The following is an 18196-nucleotide window of genomic DNA, read 5'->3' on the forward strand; positions in this document are numbered from 1 at the left end:
CGTATAGCCTACAGCATATAAAACGATCAGCGTTAACCCCAGCGTAACCGGGATGGTTATCAATATTGTGGCGCTTGCCTTTAACGACCGAAGGAATATGATGGCAACAATAATAGCCAACGCCAAACCTATCCATAAGCTGTCACTTACACTTTTTACAGATTCGTTTACAAAATCGGCTTGTACATAATATGGTTTTATAGATACGCCCTTAGGTAATACCCTTTGCAGTTCGGCCACTTTAGTAGTCATGGCGGCAGAAAGATCGACCAGGTTAGAATTGGGCTGTTTAATAACCGCTATCAGTACACCTTCGTGCCCATTAGCATTTATTTTGGTGTACTCGATGCCGGGGTTTATCTGGATCTCCGCAATATCTTTTAGCTGAATAACCCGCTTGCGGTTATTGCTCACCACCAGGTTTTGCAATTGCTCGCTGGTGTTTACGCTGGCATCGGTAACGGTTAGGTACAGCATCTTAAAATCAGACAAATAGCCGTTTGATTTAATGAATGCCGTTTGAGCGAGCGTATTGGTTATCATATCAGGCGTTAAGCCAAGCGAGCTCATCTTTTGGCGGTTTAAAACCAACCAATATTCTTTTGTTTTACCACCAATAACACGAATCTCTGACACACCATCAACCTGCGAAAGAAAAGGTTTTACGGTATATGTAGCCAGTTGCTTCAATTCAATAGGCGATAAACTATGGCTCTCCAATGTGTAACCGCTTACCGGCAGGATAGAAGGGTTCATCTTCTCTACGGTAACATCCACATCGGGCGGCAGTTGGTTTTTTATCTGCGCTATGCGAGATTCTATGCGCTGCTGGCTCAGATCAATATCTGCGTTCCAGTTCATGTAGGCAGATATTTCACAACTGCCACGGCTGGTGGTGCTGCGCACATAATGCAGATCTGGTACTTGTTTAACGGCGTTCTCCAACGGTTTGGTAACCGTAACCATCATCTTGTTTACCGGTTGCAGGCCAGCATCGGCAATGATCTTTATTTTGGGGAAAGTAATTTCGGGGAAAAGGGAAGTTTGCAACCGTGAATAGGCAAAACCACCGCCAAGCAGTATAATAAAAAGAACCAGGCTAATGGGCTTTTTATGGGTAATAAAAAAGTTATTCAGGCTGTTCATGGTTTTACAATTTTAACCTTCGCGGTATCTGCTAAACTATAATTGCCGGTAACCGCCACGCGATCGGCAGGGTTAAATTTGGGTGATAGGATCTCTATTTTACCGCCAGATTCTATACCTTTTTTAACTGGTGTTTTCACCGCTGTAGTGTCGTTTATCAACTTCATTACCCAAAATTCGTTCTGCGTTTCGTTAGATAGCACAGCCGATTTTGGCAAAGACGGCGCGCTACTTTTAGCTGTTTTAATAATAAGCACTTTGGCCACCAAATTTTCTGGAATAGGGTGGGTATTATTTACTTTAATAACAATGCCCTGCGTTTGCGAAAGCGTATCAACCGATGGCATTAGCGAAGCGATGTGACCGTTCAGCTTTTCACCATCGGGCAAGGTAAGCACCATATTTTGGTTGTTGGTAATTACACTCCTTAACTCGTATGGTAGTTGCAGTACAAAAGCAAAGCTCTCGCGGTCGCTGATGATGGCCAGTTGCTCGCCATCCTGCACATAATCGCCAACCTGATGCAGCAACTGGGTAACAAAACCACTGCGCGATGCCCGGATATTGTTAATACCCGAGAACTTGAAAGTGGTATCTAATACATTAATGGTATTGCCAATGCTTTGGGCTTCTTTAGTTTTAATGGTAAACATGAGCTGGCCTTTTTCTACATAATGTCCCGGCTGTACATTTACCTTTTGGATGTAACCAATAGCGTTTGCGCTTACATAATTCTTTTGTAGGAATGATGATGTAGCATTCAGCTCAATAGAATCTGCCAGGGCGCTGTTACCTATGGTGGTTACCGTTACCTGTGTTTGCGATTCGGCGGCGGCCTCATCAGCAGCGGGCTGGCTGCCACTGCAGGAATAAAGCGCTGTTAGGGCCAAACAGGCAAATAATATAGTTAATGGCTTGTAATATCGATTCATATTATCTGCTCCAGTAGTTAAGTTGATTAATGAGTTGTAACCTGCTAATGGTGTTTTGGGTAAGCAGGTTTTTTATAGTGAGGTAATTATTAACGGCCAATATCAGGTCGGCTATTTTAAGGTCGCCGGTTTGCAGCAGTTGGGTATCCACTTTTATCAGGCTTTCCGAATATTTAAACTGGTCGTTTATCTCGGCTATCAGTTTATCATATTCGCCTATCTGCTGGTTTAACTGGTTTATTTGCTGTGTGTATTGATTATTGAAAAACGCCTTATAACTGCGCTGTGTTTCCTGCTCTAACGACAATTTTTTATAGAGCAATTTACGCTGCCCACCATCATACAAAGGCATGCTTACGGTGAAGCCCACACTTGTGCCAAAATTTTTATAGTATTGAGCGGTAAGGTCGGAGTTGTAACCACCATCAGCAAAAACACTCAATTTAGGACGATAACTGTAGTCAATTAGCTTACGGCTGTTGGTTAGCCTTAAACTATCCAGCTGGTATTGTTTAAAAAAAATGCTGTTGCTGCTATCATATGCAAAGGATTTTTGCAACTCGGGTTTGGTGATCTCAAAAATCGCGGTATCGGCTACGCCGGATAAATAATTAAGGGTGGCATAATCGGTTTTGTATTGCAGCCTGGTTTGCGATAGCTGTAACTGTGCCTGTTTAAGCGTAACCAAAAAAGTAAGATAATCGCTTTGGCGGTAAACGTTGCTGCGGGTAAGTCGTTTTAGCAGGTCTTCTTCTTTACCGAGCAGGTCAACAATTTCCTGGTTAAACTTTTGTTGCTGCAGGCTGCCATAAGCGGTAATATATTGCCCAATAATTGTTCTGCGCAGGTCTTGTTCGGATAGTTTGATGCTGTTACGTAATGAATCGCGCTGTAAGCCCAGGCTTGCAAATTGCGCATTCAGATAATCCTTACCAATAAAGGCTTTGCTTATCGTTACCAACCCATTTAACGACTGCCCGTTGGTAATGGCTGACGAATAACCGTACCCCCTTATTACCGGCGCATATAAGCCTGCGCTGCTTGCGGTAACCTGGGGCTTGAATCCCGCCTTTATTCGCACACTATCTAACTGGGCCGATAATATCTGGTTGTTCAGATCCTTTAACAGCGGACTGTTTTTTACGGCCTGCTGCAGGTAATCATCCAAAGTTTTGCTTTGACCAAGGCAGGTAGTGCTAAATAAAAGAAATAGAAACAGGTTGATAAAGTATTTCATTCAGGGCGTTGACTATAGGCTATTAAGTTAAATTTTTCATCGTAAATATCCTGCCTAATTCTGTAAACATTTTGTGGGAGATAGGGGGATATAAAAAGATGCTTCGGATAGGTATATCCGAAGCATCATACCGGCCACAATCCCCTGATGAATAGCCGGGTTAATTATTAGTCTTTCGCTACTTTAATGAATTTGCCTGCGCTATCAAAAAGAAGGTCGTTGCCTTTTACTTCGGCCTCATAGTTTACTTCGCCGTTTGCTTTGGTTATTTTGGCGGCTTCTTTAATTACCGCACCTTTGTAATGTTGTTTTACATATACAATTATGGTTGCAGGCAGGGTAGCAGCATTTATTTCCATTTCAGATTCTACCTGTGCGCCATCAGCCTTAAACACAGCCGACATTTCGTTGTTGCCCTGTTTAAACCCGGCTTCAAAATCGCCTTTTTCTTTTTCCCACTTAATGGTTTTTACTGAAGGATAGGCTTTTGCAAATGCGCTTTTTACCGCTGCGGGTACCTGGGTTGAATTGATTTTTTGGGCCATAGCTGCTACGCCCATTAATGATGCTATTAAAATAGCCGCTGTTGTTTTGATGAATTTCATGTTTAGTAATTTTATACTAAGCTATCCACCAAACCTGTGCTTAATTTGGAATAAAACTGGAGGAATTTAGGATAAATTAAAATGCGACGGAAAAGATGTGAGTGTTGTTATCCTGTTCATAATCAAAATTATATCCATAGTTGTCACATATTTGCTTGCATAATGTTAGTCCTAAGCCTATCCCTTCAGATCCATCAGATTTATGGAACCTTTTAAGCACCTGGCCAAAATCAAAACTACCTTTACCTGTATTGCTGATGGTCAATTTTTCCGGTGCGAGTTTCAGGGTTAGTTCCCCGTTCTGGTAATTATGCCTGATAGCGTTACTGAGCAGGTTGTTTAATAAGATCTCTATGAGCGATTTACTTGCCTGTATTTTTTTATCCTGCAAATTGGTCACCAACTTAATGTTAAGTTGGTGTATCATTTCTTCGTGCTGGTAAAGGCACTCTTCCAGCACTTCTTTTATATCAACATCCTGGTTATCAGGTATCAAACCATTCTCTATTTTGGCAAGCAATAACATTGATTTATTTAAGCGGGTTAATCGCGTAACGGTACCGTAAATATCATTCAGCAGTTTACTTTGTTTATCGGTAAACTCATCTGTCTGTACCAATGTATCCAGTTTAGAATTGATGACCGAAATAGGCGTCATTAACTCGTGCGAGGCATTTTCTGTAAAAGCTTTCAGGTTTTGGTAATCATTTTTTACCCTGTCGGCCATAGAGATAACGGCTTTATCAAGCTCTTTAAACTCATCTATGGTTGATGGAGTGGTGCTGATAACCGGATGGTTGGCCAAACTAAACTCTTTTAGCTGGAATAGTATTTTGTAAAAAGGTTTCCAGATGCTTTTTAATATCACCCGGTTAAGTACAATTAATATCACCAGTAGACTAACAATCACCCCAATAGTTATCAGGAATATAATTTGGATCAGATCCTCGGTCTCTACTTTAGATTGCGTTACCATTATCCGGTAATTATGCCCCAATACTTTTACCGAACTGATAAGCGCGCGGCCTGCCTCCATGTCTTTTTCATCCGCATCATGGTAAACGGTATCTAAAAACCGGCGTTCAATCTGTTTGTCGCCCAGCAGCATAAAAACTATTTGCTGATGGTTGTTTTCGTAAACATCAGGCAAGCGGTGGTTTTTGCTTACGTAGCTAAATACTTCGTTCTCTTCCAACACCAGATCCTTATCTATTTGGTTGGTTAAAATATGGCTGATGGTATAGTAATAAATGATGCCTGTAATCAGCATAATTATTACGGTTACGGCTATGTTAATGCGGTTATATTTGGTTAGCAGTTTCATGCTTCGGTAAATTTATAACCCATGCCATAGGCGGCCTGTATATAATCGTTACCACCGGCTTCAACCAGTTTTTTACGGATGTTTTTGATGTGCGAGTAAATAAAATCGAAATTATCGGCAATATCAATACTATCACCCCAAAGGTGCTCGGCGATGGCGCTTTTAGATACCACTTTGCCCTTATTGGCAATAAAGTACAGCAATAAAGAATACTCCTTACGTGTGAACTTAACTACAGCATTATTCACCTTAACCGTTTTAGCTGCAAGGTCAATATCTATTTCGTTAAACTTAAGATTATTGTTGCCATCAAAAGACCGTCGCCTTACAATAGCTGTAACCCGCGACTTAAGTTCTGATAAATGGAACGGTTTTGTGAGGTAATCATCAGCACCCAGATCAAGGCCGGTAAGCCGGTCATCAAGCGAGTCTTTTGCCGAGATAATAAGCACACCATCATTGTGCCCGTTATCTTTAAGATGCTTTACAATATCCAGCCCGTTACCTTGTGGCAGGGTAAGATCAAGTATAACACAATCATATCGGTAAACGCTAACCTTGGCCAAAGCAGATGTAAAGTCTTTTGCAGTTTCACAAATACTGTCGTTACCTGTAAAATAGGCTTCAATACTATCCCGCAGGCCGGTCTCGTCTTCTACTATAAGTATTTTCACTTTATAAAAATAGCTTTTTAAAATTTATGTTGTATGAACATGTAAGGTTAGTTTGCGCCCATTCTTCATCATTATACTTTTTGTTCCATCTAAACTCTCATTCCATTTTTGGCGATAATAAGAAAAGATATTGGAGGAATTCTGAAAGTTTACCAGGGCAGAATCGTTTTGATAAGTTTCGCTGAAGACTGATTGCTATTTAAATAACGTTGTATTTGCGATCAGGTAATATTGTTTCTGTGTGGTTTTATAAAAAATAGCTACTTATAGCTATTGTAATCCGTTTGTAAGATTTTCAACTTAGCTAATAGTTAATATTTGTCTTTTTGGATGCCAGATGGCTGTTTTTCTTAAATCATAAGTTAAAATATTGATTGAAAATCCACAAATATTAATCCATCTACTTTTATCTTTTTAACCGGGTCAAATAATACTGTAACCCAGACCGATTGTGACAAGCCAATGGCGAAGCCATGCTTATCTGCATTTGCCTATCTACATTTACTGAACCTAAAATTTTGAATATGGAATATGAGCTTAAAGCCAATTGGTATGTAGTTTATACTGTTCCTAACCTCGAAAAGAGAATCCATCAGGAGTTGGGTAAGAAAAACATAAAAGCATACCTACCTATGCAAAGTGTTATAAGGCAATGGAGCGACCGCAAAAAGGAGCTTAAGATACCTTTATTTCCTAATTACGTTTTCATAAATACTACCGAAAAAAAACGTCCATCCCTGTATGATATAAATGGAGTACTAAGGTTTATAACCTTTAATGGCAAGCCGGCAGTAGTTTCAGATGATGAGATACTAAGCATTATGCGCTTTGAAAACACTGTTTTTGATGTGGAACCCCATCTTGTACAGGGCGATAATGTAATTATTATAAACGGCCCCTTCACCGGTTTGCAGGGTAAACTTTTTTCTAAACGTGGTAAACAAAGATTTGGCATAAGGTTAAAATCCATCAATCAGTCATTATCTCTTGAGGTACCTATTTCATGCCTGCGTAAACTTCAATAGCTCTCCTATAGCAGCTTAATTTATCTGTAATCATTCATTTAATTAAAATTAGATATGTCAGTACAACCAACTTATCCTGGTGTATATGTACAGGAAATACCCAGTGGGGTACGTACAATTGTTGGGGTTGCTACCTCAATTACCGCCTTTATTGGTTCAGCTTTAAAAGGGCCGGCCAATGAACCTGTCACAATTAATAGTTATTCTGATTTTGAACGAACTTTTGGTGGCTTGTGGGTTAGAAGCATGATGGGCTATGCCGTGAAAGATTTTTATCTGAATGGCGGGAGCCAGGCAATAATTGTACGCATCGAGAATGGTGCAACCCCGTCAACAATTAATTTGCCTACGGTTAGCAGCCCGCTTGGTACCCTGGTTTTAAAGGCGGCCAGTAATGGCATTTGGGGAAACAGCCTCAAAGCGTCGGTAAATTATCAAACAAAAGATGCTGATAGTGTTGCACCAGATAAACGCCTGTTTAATTTAATTGTATTTGAGGATAAGGACGGTGGTATTAAAGAAACATTTTTAAATGTTTCTACCAATGCTAACGACCCGCGGTTTGTTACCAGGGTTTTACAGCAAAGTTCGGTATTGGTACGGGTTAGTGGTGTTGTGCCTGTAGGCCGGCCTGTTGCAAGTGTGGCTTTAAATCCTCCGGGAAGCGGCTTTACCTCGGTTGCTGCCGCAGGCGGAGCCGATGGGATTGATTTAACCTCAGTCCAGTACCTGGGCAGCGAGGTAAATAAAACGGGTATTTACGCATTAAAGAATGTGGATCTGTTTAATTTACTAAGTATACCGCCAGCAGTAAGGGGTGGGGATACCGATGTACAGGTATACAAACAGGCTATGAAACTTTGTGTAGCCAAACGAGCCATCCTTTTGGTGGATTCGCCGGCAGCATGGGAAGCATCTGCCGCTAATGCACCTGCAAACGCAATAGCGGGTTTAGGCGCGCTTGGCTTAAACGGCCCCGATTCGCGTAATGCAGCGCTTTATTTCCCAAGAGTTAAACTGGCCGACCAGTTGCGCGATGGGCAAACAGATGTTTTTGTGCCCAGCGGAATAATAGCCGGTGTTATTGCACGTACAGATACCACACGAGGCGCATGGAAATCGCCCGCAGGTATTGATGCCTCATTAAACGGGGTGCAGGGAGTAAACGTCGCGCTTTCTGACGAAGAGAACGGGCAACTGAATCCTTTAGGTATAAACGTACTCAGGAATTTCCCTATAGTAGGTAGTGTGGTATGGGGTGCACGTACATTAAGGGGCGCCGATCAGTTAGCAGATGATTATAAATATGTTGCCGTAAGGCGTACAGCTCTACTTATTGAAGAAAGCCTTTACAGGGGTACACAATGGGTTGTTTTTGAACCTAACGACGAACCGCTTTGGGCGCAAATACGATTAAATGTGGGTGCTTTTATGCATAACCTTTTCCGCCAGGGCGCTTTCCAGGGTACTACACCTAAGGATGCATACCTGGTGAAATGTGATAAGGAAACCACTACCCAAAACGATATAAACCTGGGGATAGTTAATATCCTGGTAGGCTTTGCTCCGTTAAAACCGGCAGAGTTCGTATTTATTAAAATTCAGCAATTAACCGGACAAATAGACACTTAATAAATAAGAGTAATATGGCACAGTTTACAGTTAATACCCAACGCTTTGATCCCTACAAGAATTTTAAATTCCGTGTAAAATGGGATGGCCGTTATGTTTTAGGGGTGAGCAAGGTAGGCGGTTTAAAAAAAACAACGGAAGTAGTAAAACACCGTGAAGGCGGCGATCCAAGCAGTAGCCGAAAATCGCCGGGCCGTACCGAGTATGATGCGATATCGCTTGAGCGCGGAGTTACGCATGATGCGAGCTTTGAACAGTGGGCCAACAAAGTTTGGAACTTTGGTTCGGGCCTTGGTTCGGAGGTATCATTAAAAGATTTTAGAAAAGACATCATTATAGAACTTTATAATGAAGCAGGCCAATTGGCTATAACTTACAAAGTTTATCGTTGCTGGGTATCTGAGTACCAGGCCATGCCTGATCTGGATGCCAATGCCAATGCTGTAGCTATACAGCACATTAAACTTGAAAATGAAGGCTGGGAACGCGACTATGAAGTTGTTGAACCTGCCGAGCCTTCATTTACCGAACCATAAAGCATTTAACTGATGCAAGCCCTTACGCCCGCCGATCTGTTGCAGCTTTGGGAAACAGGCAGTGAGCAAACGCTGATTGAAAGATCTCTTTTGCTTTTGGCTAAAGCATTGCCCGAACAAACACCCGCTTCGCTGGCAATGTTAAGTATAGGCGAACGCGACGAAATGTTGCTATGCCTGCGCGAATATCTTTTTGGCACAAAACTAAAAAACACAGCTGCCTGCCCTAAATGCGCCGATATTGTAGAATGGGAAAGCAACAGCCGTGATATGCATCTGCAACCTGTGCCGCCGTTACCGGCAAACAGTGTATTTGAATTTGTTAAGGAAGATCTTAGTATCAAATACCGGCTTCCTAACAGCACAGATCTGTTGAAGGTTATTCGTAACGCCAACTCCTATATTGCTGATCCTAACAAATTGCTTACAGATTGTATAATTGATATTCAGCATAATAGTGAGGCAATACAGGTAACAAATCTGGATGCCGAAACCTTGCAGGCGCTTGAAGTACAAATAAGTAATGATGACCCGCAGGCAGATATTGGCATGATGCTGAACTGCCCTGTATGCTCTAATGAGTGGGAGGCCAAGTTTGATATTTTAAGCTATTTATGTACAGAGATAGATGTTTGGGCCACACACCTTTTGCACGAGATCTATCTGCTGGCATCTGCTTTTGGATGGGCCGAAAAGGATATTTTAAACATGAGCCCGCAAAGGCGCACAATGTATGTTAAGCTTATACAAGCATGAGTTCTTTTATCAGCAGCCTTATTAACCGCCATACACTTAAGAGTGATATTGTAAAGCCGAGGTTAATGACCCTGTTCGAATCTGAAAGTTTAAACAGAAACGCGGCTGATATAAACGGGAGTAACATTGATGTATTCGGTGTTGAGCAAACACAGAATAAGCCTATCCTGAAAAATACATCCATTAGGGATTTGAAAGGTGACGATATACCCGATGCGCCTTTAAACACTATATCGCCTACAACGCGAGCAAAGAATGTTGGTAAAGAGCCGGAAGCTGTTGAAGCTACAAAACCAAATCCTTTTGTAAAATTTAAACCGGCAGAAGAAGATAGGCAGCCCAAACAGGTAAATGCTTTTGCCAAAGAGCCGGAAATAACTGATCCGTATTTCCCTGTTGAAAACAAGGTGAAAGTTACTACAGGTAAATCAGACATAACAACAGTTAAAGCTGTAAATGACTTAACCGCTTTTCCTAACAGAAATACGAAAGAAAAAATTGATGCCCCCCAGCCTATAAATACCTATTCAAAGCAGGAGGAGGCAGAACCTGAAAGCATGCAGCGAAGTGCGATCTTAAATGACAATATTTATTCTCAGTCTGCATATTTTACAAAGACACTTCCTTTAAAAGATACACTGCATCCCGAGGTAAAGAAGCCTTCCATTAAAGTTACAATAGGGCAAATAGATGTAAAGGCAATTCCGGATATGCAACCTGCCCGTATTAAAAATAAAACAACAGAAGCACCACGCATGTCGCTGGATGATTATCTGAAAATGAGAAATTCAAACTAATGAGCACAGCGCTGGCCATTGCTTCCGTAACACACGTTTTAAAAGATCTGTTAAACAACGGGGTCATTGATAGGGACATAACAGGCGTTGTAGGCGGCAACGTAGTAGTAACGGCCCTGGCACCCGATAAGATAGACACCAGTACAAACGAGCATACCCAGCTTAATCTGTTTATGTACCAGGTTTCGCCAAACGCGGGGTGGACGTCGCAGGGGTTGCCATCAAGAAACAGCAGTGGCGACCTGATAAGTAATCCGCCACTGGCGCTCGATCTTCATTATCTGTTAACCGCTTATGGTACGGTTGAGTTACATACCGAAATCTTGTTGGGATATGGCATGCAGCTACTGCACGAAAATCCTATACTAAGCAAAAGCGCCATTAAAAACTCGCTTTCGCCGCCGCTGAATGTTACAGGGAATGATCTTCCGGCCAATTTAAAGGCACTATCCACCTCCGAGCTTGACCAGCAAACGGAGTTGATAAAGATTACACCGCAGGCCCTAACCGTTGATGAGTTATCAAAACTATGGACGGCTTTTCAGGCCAAATACAGGCCTACTGCCGCTTATAAAGTAACGGTGGTGCTTATAGAAAGTAAAAGGTCGTTCAAGGCATCACTGCCGGTTAAAGACAGAAATATATACGTGCTGCCTTTTAAGCATGCAACTATTGATAAGATACTATCACAAAAAACAGATGCTGATGTAGCAGTTGAAGGGCAAAAAATATTACCGGGCTATAACCTGGTATTGCGGGGTGCATCGTTATACGCAGATAATCTTACCGTTAAAATAGACGAGTTTAACATTACGCCGGATAGCTCAAAAATTACTGATTCGCTTATAACAGTAAAACTGCCTGCCGAACTTAAAGCGGGTATACACGCGGCACAGGTGGTGAACACCATAAATATGGGGACACCAGAAACGCCACACAAAGGGTTTACATCTAACTCGCTGGCATTTATACTTAGCCCGCGCATAGTAAGCGTAACAGCAAACAACATTACAGGTGCCGGCAATGCACCAAGGGCTGCAGATATCGTTTTGAACATAGAGCCTGCTTTGGACGAAACGCAAAAAGTGATTTTAATGCTGAATGAGATCCCTGCGGATCTGTCAAAAGATGCGGCTTTTTACAGCTTTTTAGACCCTGTACTTACCATAGCCTCCCCCTTTGTTCCCATTAAAAAAATAACATTTAAAGTTAAAGGGGTAAAAGCCGGAAAGTACCTGGTACGGTTACAGATAGATGGTGCGGAAAGCCCGTTAACGGTTAATGCATCCGGGGTTTATGATACGCCTAATATTGTACTGCCATGAGCACGCAAACCTATACCGATTGGACCGAAGCAAACCAACGCTACCTTGCGGCTTTATTGAGCGAAATAAAAGCAGAAATGAAGCTGCACATGCAGCAGCAAGAAAACGATGGCTTGTATAACGATTGGTTAGTCGCGAAGAAACTTACAGCAGATGTTAGTGCATCGTTACCCAATCCCGCGGCTATTGATGAACTTTGCAGGATACTTAACTTATCTATTTTCGAGAGAAAGATCATACTGCTATGCGCAGGTGTCGAGCTTGACGAAGAGCTGAGCCAAATGGTTTTCGCGTTTACGCAAACATCAGTTCTGCCAACATTCAGGCTGGCTTTGCATTCGCTTACAGACGCCCATTGGAGCGCTTTTTCCCCGGTATCACCATTACGTTATTGGCGTTTGATAGAGTTAACCTCTGGAGAGTTAATGGCCGGTAGCCCGCTGAAAATTGATGAGCAGGTGCTGCATTATCTAACAGGTGTGAATTATATGGACGAGCGGTTAACAGAATTGCTTGAGTCTGTTGATAATGATGATGAGCTTGTGCCCTCACAGCAAACCCTGGCAAACCAGGTTACAGATGCATGGTCTCAAACAAATAACCTGGTTAGGTTAATTCAATTGGTTGGTGCCGATAATTCAGATAAAAGAGCGATTGCCAAAACGGCGGCGTTAAAAGCCGGCTATCAGTTATATGCGGTAAACGCGGGCTATCTCCCTTCGGGGAAAAGCCTTAGCGAATTTATCCGTCTTTGGAACCGCGAATCGGCATTAAACAATTTCGCTTTATTCATCGATTGCTTAGAAAGCGATCTTACAGATAAAACCACACTGCAGTCGGTAACAAATGTTGCCGAAAATGCCAATGGGCTCACCTTTATAAGTACAACAAATACATCGCTTGATTTAAAAAGGCAGCAGATAGTACTTAATGTTAATAAGCCTACCATTAAAGAACAGCTGATGCTATGGCAAATGTATTTGAAACCCGAACTAAAATATACCGGGCAAGACCTTAGCCGATTAGTATCGCAGTTTAATATGAGTACTAAAACTATTCGTATGACTGCCTTAGAGGCCAATCATCAGTCGCAAAATGGCAGCTCGGCAAAAAATGGGAAAAGCATTTGGAGCATGTGCTGCGCCGAAACCCGCCCTCAACTAAACGAGTTAGCAGAAAGGGTTATCCCGGTTGCCAGGTGGGATGATCTGGTTATCCCCCAACAGCAAAAAGAAATATTAAAAGAGATAGCTATACATGTGCAGCACCGCATAACCGTTTATGATGACTGGGGTTTTGCTGCCAAGAGCGCAAGGGGTTTAGGTATAAGCGTACTTTTTTATGGTGAAAGCGGTACGGGTAAAACAATGGCTTCAGAGGTGCTGGCAAATGAATTACAGCTCGATCTGTATCGAATTGACCTAAGCCAGGTAGTTAACAAATACATAGGCGAAACAGAAAAAAATCTGAAGAAAATATTTGATGCCGCAGAAGATGGCGGTTCTATATTGCTGTTTGATGAAGCCGACGCCTTGTTTGGCCGCAGGAGCGAAGTAAAAGATAGCCACGATCGATATGGAAATATCGAAGTCAGTTATCTGCTGCAGCGAATGGAATCATACCGTGGTCTGGCTATTTTAACCACCAATATGAAAGGCGCTCTTGATAACGCGTTTCTGCGCCGACTTCGTTTTGTAGTTCAGTTCCCGTTCCCTGATACCGCCCAGCGGAGTGAAATATGGAAGCGCGCCTTCCCAAAGCAAACCCCGACCCTGGACCTTGATATGGAGAAACTTGCAAAACTTAATGTGGCTGGCGGGAACATAAAGAATATTGCCATGAACGCATCTTTTATAGCCGCCAATGATGGCCAGCCGGTGCAAATGGCCCACATATCGCGCGCGGCAAGAAGCGAGTATACTAAGCTCGAAAAAATGCTGAGCAGCTCAGAAATTAACTACTGGTGATAAAACAAGATCAGGACATTGAATTGGCTATTGATAAAATAGTGCTCCACGGTTTCTCTCCCAAACAATCAAAAGGGTTAAAAGAGGCGGTTGAGTTTGAATTAAGCCGTCTGATAAAAGAGCGCGGTTTACCTTCTGAAATAAGATCAGGTGGTAATTTTGAGCAATTGCCCGGCGGTAATTTTAATGCAAAAGCAGGGTCGAGCCTTAAAACGCTTGCTTCGGCTATATCTAATCACGTTTACAACGGATTTAGCGAACCTAAAAGCCCAAAACCGAATAAATTATGACATCATTCACCGGTTCGCCTTATCTGATAAAGGGGGGTATAGTATTGGTAGACCCGCAAACGTCGGCAATACAGAAGGTAATAGCCCTGCAGTACAACCCTGATACGCTGACCCGTACAATGCAGGTTCACGGTACAGGAGGCGAGGGTAACAGCCGTTCGGAGGCCTTGCGCCTTACTGGCCCACCTACAGAAACTATTAAGCTCGAAGCGGAGATAGATGGAACAGACCAGTTGGAGGCTGCCGATAAGCTAACATCAAAGGTTGGCATACAACCACAGTTAGCGGCGCTCGAAATGATGATCTATCCAACAAGCGGGCACCTTATAGCTAACAACAATATAGCAAAGGTTGGTACAATAGAAATTGCACCAATGGAATCGTCACTTGCACTGTTCATCTGGAATGCAAACCGTATTATCCCGGTCCGTATAACTGAATTTAGTATTACCGAAGAGGCTTTCGATGTAAACCTTAATCCAATTAGAGCCAAGGTAAGCCTTGGCATGCGTGTGTTGAATATTGATGACCTTGGGTTTAACAACAAGGGCGGTAACCTGTATATGAGCTATCAGCAGAATAAAGAAAGCCTTGCTGCAATGTTCATCTCCGGGTCGTTAAGTAAACTGGGTATAAAAGCAATAGTATGAGCACATCAATACAATCATTACTACAGCAAAGCGGGCTAAAAACCAATACGTTCTCATCTGCAAGCAGGTATTATAGTATTGATACCACAACAATGCAGGATGTGAATGGTAACAGCATTACTTATCTGCGCAGGAGGTTTTTACCTCAGCCCGATCAGTTTTTTAAATTGCAGGAACATACCGTTTTACAGGGCGAACGGCTTGACCAGGTTACCGTTCAATACCTTGGTGACCCGGAACGTTACTGGCAAATTTGTGATGCCAACAATGCTATGCGCCCCGAAGAACTGATAGAAGAACCGGGCAGCAAAATAAAGATCACATTACCTGAAGGTATCCCAGGAAACAGCAATGCTTAAAGGAATATATCTTACCCTGTTAATTGGTCCGGGTGTACCTATCCCGGCCCCACAGGTATTGGTAGATGCGCTTAGCAATATTCAGGTTACAAACAGTAAAGACCGCAGCGGTTTTCAGATAAGTTTTTTAACCGGCAAAAATTCGAGCATTATTACCACTATGCTGCCGGCCGGTTTTTTTGACCCCATTACTACGCGGGTAATTTTAATAGCCACGCTTAACGGCATCCCTAACGTAATAATGGATGGGCTGGTTACCAATCATCAATTGGGGCCATCTAACGAACCCGGTAAATCAACGTTGACCATTACCGGTGAGGATTTGAGCTTGGCTATGGATATTATCGATATGATAATTCCATATCCTGCTATGCCCGAGGTAGCAATAATAAATCTGATACTGGCTAAGTATGCATTTTTAGGCGTTGTGCCGCTGGTAATACCGCCAATTATATCGCTGATACAATCGCCAACAGAAACCTGGCGCACCCAACCAAAAATGACCGACAGGGCATATATTAAACAGTTGGCAAGCAAGTGCGGGTATTTGTTTTTTGTTGAGGCCGGTCCATTCCCGGGGCAAAGTATTGCCTATTTTGGCCCGGATGTAAATGTGCCTGTGCCGCAACCTGCATTAACAGTAAATATGGATGGCGCCACCAATGTAGAGAGTATAAGCTTTTCACTTGATGGCCTGGCAAAAAAGGTGCGGATCTATACCATTATGGATCCTATCACCAAAAAGATACCTATACCAATACCAGTACCAAATATTAACCTCTTTAAACCGCCAATGGGTGCAAGACCGACACCCCCTGCAAAAATTGAGTTTGCCAGTGATGTTGCACAATCAGATGCAACAGAGGCGGCCCAAAGCATACTTGGTTTTTTGCTAAACAATTCGGCAGCGGTGAGCGGCAGTGGCTCGCTTGATGTTTTGCGGTACCAGCATATACTTAGATCAAGGATGATGGTAGGCGTAAGAGGGGCGGGGATAACGTATGATGGTATGTATTTTGTTGACAGCGTAACACATAATATTAAACCTGGCGAGTATAAACAAAGCTTTACCCTGTCGCGCGATGGGGTAATATCAAACACACCTTTTGTATTAACATGAGTACAGGCCCTTTCTTTGGAAAATACAGGGGGACAGTAATAAATAACCTTGATCCGGACATGCGCGGGCGGCTGCTGCTATCCGTCCCCGATGTGTTGGATCTAATACCAAGCTCCTGGGCTGAACCCTGTGTTCCGCTGGCCGGCCCCACCGGCCCTCCAATGGGGGTTTACATGGTACCACCTATTGGAGCGGGTGTTTGGGTTGAATTTGAGCACGGAAGCGCCGATAGGCCCATTTGGGTTGGCTGCCGCTGGGGGCTGGCATCAGATGTGCCACCATTATCAAAAGCCGGGTTGCCTGTATCTCCCAATATAGTTATGCAAACAGTAGGGCAAAACTCGTTCGTAATAAGTGATCTGCCGGGGCCTACCGGGGGGATAATGCTTAAAAGCGCTAGCGGGGCTAGTTTAATAGTAAACGATACGGGTATTTATATCCAAAACGGAAAGGGTGCCACTATTACGCTGGTGGGCCCAACTATAACGATTAATAATGGGGCTTTAACAATAATATAGATCTGCTTATGCCTGGATTTTTACTTCATATGGGGGCAACAGTGCAATGTGCGCACGGCGGCCAGGCCCAGCCAACTGTTACCAGTACAAGGGTTACGGTTAGCGGCCAGCCAATTGTTACCCAGGCAGCACCATATACAATAGCCGGCTGTTCGTTCAATGTTTCGGGGGCGCCTGTGCCATGTGTTACAGCACAATGGGTAACAGGGGCTACTCGGGTAACATCTGATGGGTTGCCGGTTTTGCTTTTAGATAGCCAGGCAATTTGCGTGCCTAATGGTACCCCTGCGCTTATCGTATCTACACAAACAAAAGTTACCGGCACTTAATAAAATGGATTTAAAATTCCCCCATCAGTTTAATAACCTCGGCCAAACTGCCCAAACCAGCTACGAAGAACATATACGTACGCTGATAGAGCAGGTGCTTTTTACAAGCCCGGGCGAGCGCGTTAACCGCCCCGATTTTGGAAGTGGCCTGTTAAAGCTTGTGTTTGAACCCAATAGTACCGAAATGGCAGCAACAACGCAATTTTTGGTACAGGGATCATTACAACAATGGCTTGGGCACCTTATAGAAATAAACGCTGTACAGGTTAATACAATCGATTCGGTTTTAGAGGTGGTGGTAAGCTATACCATCCGTAGTACACAACAAAATTTCACCGTGCAATTTTCAAGCTAAGAACAAATGCAATACCACTGCTGTAGCGAAATAAGAAGGAATGCGGTTAAAGCCCATGCCACGTTAAATGGTATCGATTTTTTAGAGGTACTTGATAACCCGGCAGATGCAAATGCCGACAGGCAAACTACGCTGTTTATTCATTTTTTGAAACCAGTATCGCCGGTCACGCTTACAAAAGCAAACTTTACGATAGAAGGAGGTGAACGGATAAAGGGTGTAAAGGTTATCGAGGTTAAAGCAGTAGCAGTTGCATCTCCTTTAGTTTCCGATTCGCGGGTTTTACAGATCAAAGTAAATAAGTCGGGCGATTTTTCAACTTATAAGCTTCGCCTTATCAAGGATGAAGACCATCCGCAACCACCTGCAAATTTTGATAGTATACTTTCAGAGGTTGATTTTTCCTTTAAAGTACTTTGCCCAAGTGATTTTGATTGCCAGCAGGATACTTCATGTGAAAAACTCCCAGCCCCTATACCGGATATAAATTACCTGGCGAAAGATTATTCGAGCTTTAGACAGTTAATGCTCGACAGAATGTCGCTGTTAGCCCCCGGGTGGACAGAACGTAACCCTGCTGATCCCGGCGTTGCTATTATTGAACTGCTGGCCTATGTGG

At 42.9% G+C, this 18196-nt stretch carries 21 protein-coding genes; 15 read left to right on the top strand and 6 right to left on the bottom strand.

What is annotated here, in order from left to right; genetic code table 11:
- The 6 genes from JWQ85_RS07030 to JWQ85_RS07055 form a co-directional block, all read right to left on the bottom strand.
- A partial coding sequence (locus tag JWQ85_RS07030) for an efflux RND transporter permease subunit (protein WP_299466032.1) occupies positions 1-1146 on the bottom strand: 1146 nt, incomplete at its 3' end.
- Positions 1143-2078 carry an HlyD family efflux transporter periplasmic adaptor subunit gene (locus JWQ85_RS07035; protein WP_299466035.1) on the bottom strand — a complete coding sequence of 312 codons (936 nt, stop codon included), beginning with the start codon at positions 2076-2078 and terminating at the stop codon, positions 1143-1145. The genes JWQ85_RS07030 and JWQ85_RS07035, both read right to left, overlap by 4 nt.
- A 1-nt stretch (position 2079) precedes the next feature.
- Positions 2080-3315, bottom strand: coding sequence for a TolC family protein (locus tag JWQ85_RS07040; RefSeq protein ID WP_299466038.1), 1236 nt, complete (start codon positions 3313-3315; stop codon positions 2080-2082).
- A 167-nt stretch (positions 3316-3482) separates the two neighbouring features.
- The gene (locus tag JWQ85_RS07045; protein ID WP_299466041.1) at positions 3483-3920 is read right to left on the bottom strand and encodes a PepSY-like domain-containing protein; all 438 of its coding nucleotides are present in this window, start codon (positions 3918-3920) and stop codon (positions 3483-3485) included.
- Positions 3921-3996: 76 nt separating this feature from the next.
- The gene (locus tag JWQ85_RS07050; protein WP_299466044.1) at positions 3997-5244 is read right to left on the bottom strand and encodes a HAMP domain-containing sensor histidine kinase; all 1248 of its coding nucleotides are present in this window, start codon (positions 5242-5244) and stop codon (positions 3997-3999) included.
- Complete coding sequence (locus JWQ85_RS07055) at positions 5241-5918, bottom strand: response regulator transcription factor (RefSeq protein ID WP_299466047.1); 678 nt, start codon at positions 5916-5918, stop codon at positions 5241-5243. Before JWQ85_RS07055 ends, JWQ85_RS07050 begins: the two co-directional genes overlap by 4 nt.
- A gap of 524 nt (positions 5919-6442) precedes the next feature.
- Between JWQ85_RS07055 and JWQ85_RS07060 the strand changes: the two genes are divergently transcribed.
- From JWQ85_RS07060 to JWQ85_RS07130, 15 genes are all read left to right on the top strand, one after another.
- Positions 6443-6943, top strand: a complete 501-nt coding sequence (locus JWQ85_RS07060) for a UpxY family transcription antiterminator (protein WP_299466050.1) — start codon at positions 6443-6445, stop codon at positions 6941-6943.
- A 54-nt stretch (positions 6944-6997) separates the two neighbouring features.
- Positions 6998-8575, top strand: a complete 1578-nt coding sequence (locus JWQ85_RS07065) for a phage tail sheath C-terminal domain-containing protein (protein WP_299466053.1) — start codon at positions 6998-7000, stop codon at positions 8573-8575.
- Positions 8576-8589: 14 nt separating this feature from the next.
- Entirely contained in the window at positions 8590-9111 is a 522-nt protein-coding gene (locus JWQ85_RS07070; RefSeq protein ID WP_299466055.1) for a phage tail protein, read from the top strand.
- Between the two features lie 12 nt (positions 9112-9123).
- Positions 9124-9867, top strand: coding sequence for a hypothetical protein (locus JWQ85_RS07075; RefSeq protein WP_299466059.1), 744 nt, complete (start codon positions 9124-9126; stop codon positions 9865-9867).
- Positions 9864-10664 carry a hypothetical protein gene (locus JWQ85_RS07080; RefSeq protein WP_299466062.1) on the top strand — a complete coding sequence of 267 codons (801 nt, stop codon included), beginning with the start codon at positions 9864-9866 and terminating at the stop codon, positions 10662-10664. Before JWQ85_RS07075 ends, JWQ85_RS07080 begins: the two co-directional genes overlap by 4 nt.
- Entirely contained in the window at positions 10664-11989 is a 1326-nt protein-coding gene (locus tag JWQ85_RS07085) for a DUF4255 domain-containing protein (RefSeq protein WP_299466065.1), read from the top strand. The genes JWQ85_RS07080 and JWQ85_RS07085 overlap by 1 nt, the downstream gene beginning before the upstream one ends.
- Positions 11986-13956 carry an ATP-binding protein gene (locus JWQ85_RS07090; protein ID WP_299466067.1) on the top strand — a complete coding sequence of 657 codons (1971 nt, stop codon included), beginning with the start codon at positions 11986-11988 and terminating at the stop codon, positions 13954-13956. The genes JWQ85_RS07085 and JWQ85_RS07090 overlap by 4 nt, the downstream gene beginning before the upstream one ends.
- The gene (locus tag JWQ85_RS07095; protein WP_299466070.1) at positions 13953-14246 is read left to right on the top strand and encodes a hypothetical protein; all 294 of its coding nucleotides are present in this window, start codon (positions 13953-13955) and stop codon (positions 14244-14246) included. The genes JWQ85_RS07090 and JWQ85_RS07095 overlap by 4 nt, the downstream gene beginning before the upstream one ends.
- Complete coding sequence (locus tag JWQ85_RS07100) at positions 14243-14896, top strand: hypothetical protein (RefSeq protein ID WP_299466073.1); 654 nt, start codon at positions 14243-14245, stop codon at positions 14894-14896. The genes JWQ85_RS07095 and JWQ85_RS07100 overlap by 4 nt, the downstream gene beginning before the upstream one ends.
- Positions 14893-15255, top strand: coding sequence for a hypothetical protein (locus JWQ85_RS07105; RefSeq protein ID WP_299466076.1), 363 nt, complete (start codon positions 14893-14895; stop codon positions 15253-15255). The genes JWQ85_RS07100 and JWQ85_RS07105 overlap by 4 nt, the downstream gene beginning before the upstream one ends.
- Entirely contained in the window at positions 15248-16375 is a 1128-nt protein-coding gene (locus JWQ85_RS07110; RefSeq protein ID WP_299466079.1) for a hypothetical protein, read from the top strand. The genes JWQ85_RS07105 and JWQ85_RS07110 overlap by 8 nt, the downstream gene beginning before the upstream one ends.
- Complete coding sequence (locus tag JWQ85_RS07115) at positions 16372-16893, top strand: phage baseplate assembly protein V (RefSeq protein ID WP_299466081.1); 522 nt, start codon at positions 16372-16374, stop codon at positions 16891-16893. The genes JWQ85_RS07110 and JWQ85_RS07115 overlap by 4 nt, the downstream gene beginning before the upstream one ends.
- 8 nt (positions 16894-16901) lie before the next feature.
- Positions 16902-17222, top strand: a complete 321-nt coding sequence (locus JWQ85_RS07120; RefSeq protein WP_299466084.1) for a hypothetical protein — start codon at positions 16902-16904, stop codon at positions 17220-17222.
- Positions 17223-17226: 4 nt separating this feature from the next.
- Positions 17227-17577 carry a GPW/gp25 family protein gene (locus JWQ85_RS07125; protein WP_299466087.1) on the top strand — a complete coding sequence of 117 codons (351 nt, stop codon included), beginning with the start codon at positions 17227-17229 and terminating at the stop codon, positions 17575-17577.
- A gap of 6 nt (positions 17578-17583) precedes the next feature.
- On the top strand, positions 17584-18196 hold a 613-nt coding region (locus JWQ85_RS07130), incomplete at its 3' end, for a hypothetical protein (protein ID WP_299466090.1).

The organism is Mucilaginibacter sp., assembly GCF_028288105.1.
GTDB lineage: Bacteria > Bacteroidota > Bacteroidia > Sphingobacteriales > Sphingobacteriaceae > Mucilaginibacter.

What these genes read in the sequence shown, in the direction of transcription:
- JWQ85_RS07035 (WP_299466035.1), bottom strand. Translation starts at nt 2,078, where the DNA reads ATGAATCGATATTACAAGCCATTAACTATATTATTTGCCTGTTTGGCC.
- JWQ85_RS07040 (WP_299466038.1), bottom strand. Translation starts at nt 3,315, where the DNA reads ATGAAATACTTTATCAACCTGTTTCTATTTCTTTTATTTAGCACTACC.
- JWQ85_RS07045 (WP_299466041.1), bottom strand. Translation starts at nt 3,920, where the DNA reads ATGAAATTCATCAAAACAACAGCGGCTATTTTAATAGCATCATTAATG.
- JWQ85_RS07050 (WP_299466044.1), bottom strand. Translation starts at nt 5,244, where the DNA reads ATGAAACTGCTAACCAAATATAACCGCATTAACATAGCCGTAACCGTA.
- JWQ85_RS07060 (WP_299466050.1), top strand. Translation starts at nt 6,443, where the DNA reads ATGGAATATGAGCTTAAAGCCAATTGGTATGTAGTTTATACTGTTCCT.
- JWQ85_RS07065 (WP_299466053.1), top strand. Translation starts at nt 6,998, where the DNA reads ATGTCAGTACAACCAACTTATCCTGGTGTATATGTACAGGAAATACCC.
- JWQ85_RS07070 (WP_299466055.1), top strand. Translation starts at nt 8,590, where the DNA reads ATGGCACAGTTTACAGTTAATACCCAACGCTTTGATCCCTACAAGAAT.
- JWQ85_RS07075 (WP_299466059.1), top strand. Translation starts at nt 9,124, where the DNA reads ATGCAAGCCCTTACGCCCGCCGATCTGTTGCAGCTTTGGGAAACAGGC.
- JWQ85_RS07080 (WP_299466062.1), top strand. Translation starts at nt 9,864, where the DNA reads ATGAGTTCTTTTATCAGCAGCCTTATTAACCGCCATACACTTAAGAGT.
- JWQ85_RS07085 (WP_299466065.1), top strand. Translation starts at nt 10,664, where the DNA reads ATGAGCACAGCGCTGGCCATTGCTTCCGTAACACACGTTTTAAAAGAT.
- JWQ85_RS07090 (WP_299466067.1), top strand. Translation starts at nt 11,986, where the DNA reads ATGAGCACGCAAACCTATACCGATTGGACCGAAGCAAACCAACGCTAC.
- JWQ85_RS07100 (WP_299466073.1), top strand. Translation starts at nt 14,243, where the DNA reads ATGACATCATTCACCGGTTCGCCTTATCTGATAAAGGGGGGTATAGTA.
- JWQ85_RS07105 (WP_299466076.1), top strand. Translation starts at nt 14,893, where the DNA reads ATGAGCACATCAATACAATCATTACTACAGCAAAGCGGGCTAAAAACC.
- JWQ85_RS07110 (WP_299466079.1), top strand. Translation starts at nt 15,248, where the DNA reads ATGCTTAAAGGAATATATCTTACCCTGTTAATTGGTCCGGGTGTACCT.
- JWQ85_RS07115 (WP_299466081.1), top strand. Translation starts at nt 16,372, where the DNA reads ATGAGTACAGGCCCTTTCTTTGGAAAATACAGGGGGACAGTAATAAAT.
- JWQ85_RS07120 (WP_299466084.1), top strand. Translation starts at nt 16,902, where the DNA reads ATGCCTGGATTTTTACTTCATATGGGGGCAACAGTGCAATGTGCGCAC.
- JWQ85_RS07125 (WP_299466087.1), top strand. Translation starts at nt 17,227, where the DNA reads ATGGATTTAAAATTCCCCCATCAGTTTAATAACCTCGGCCAAACTGCC.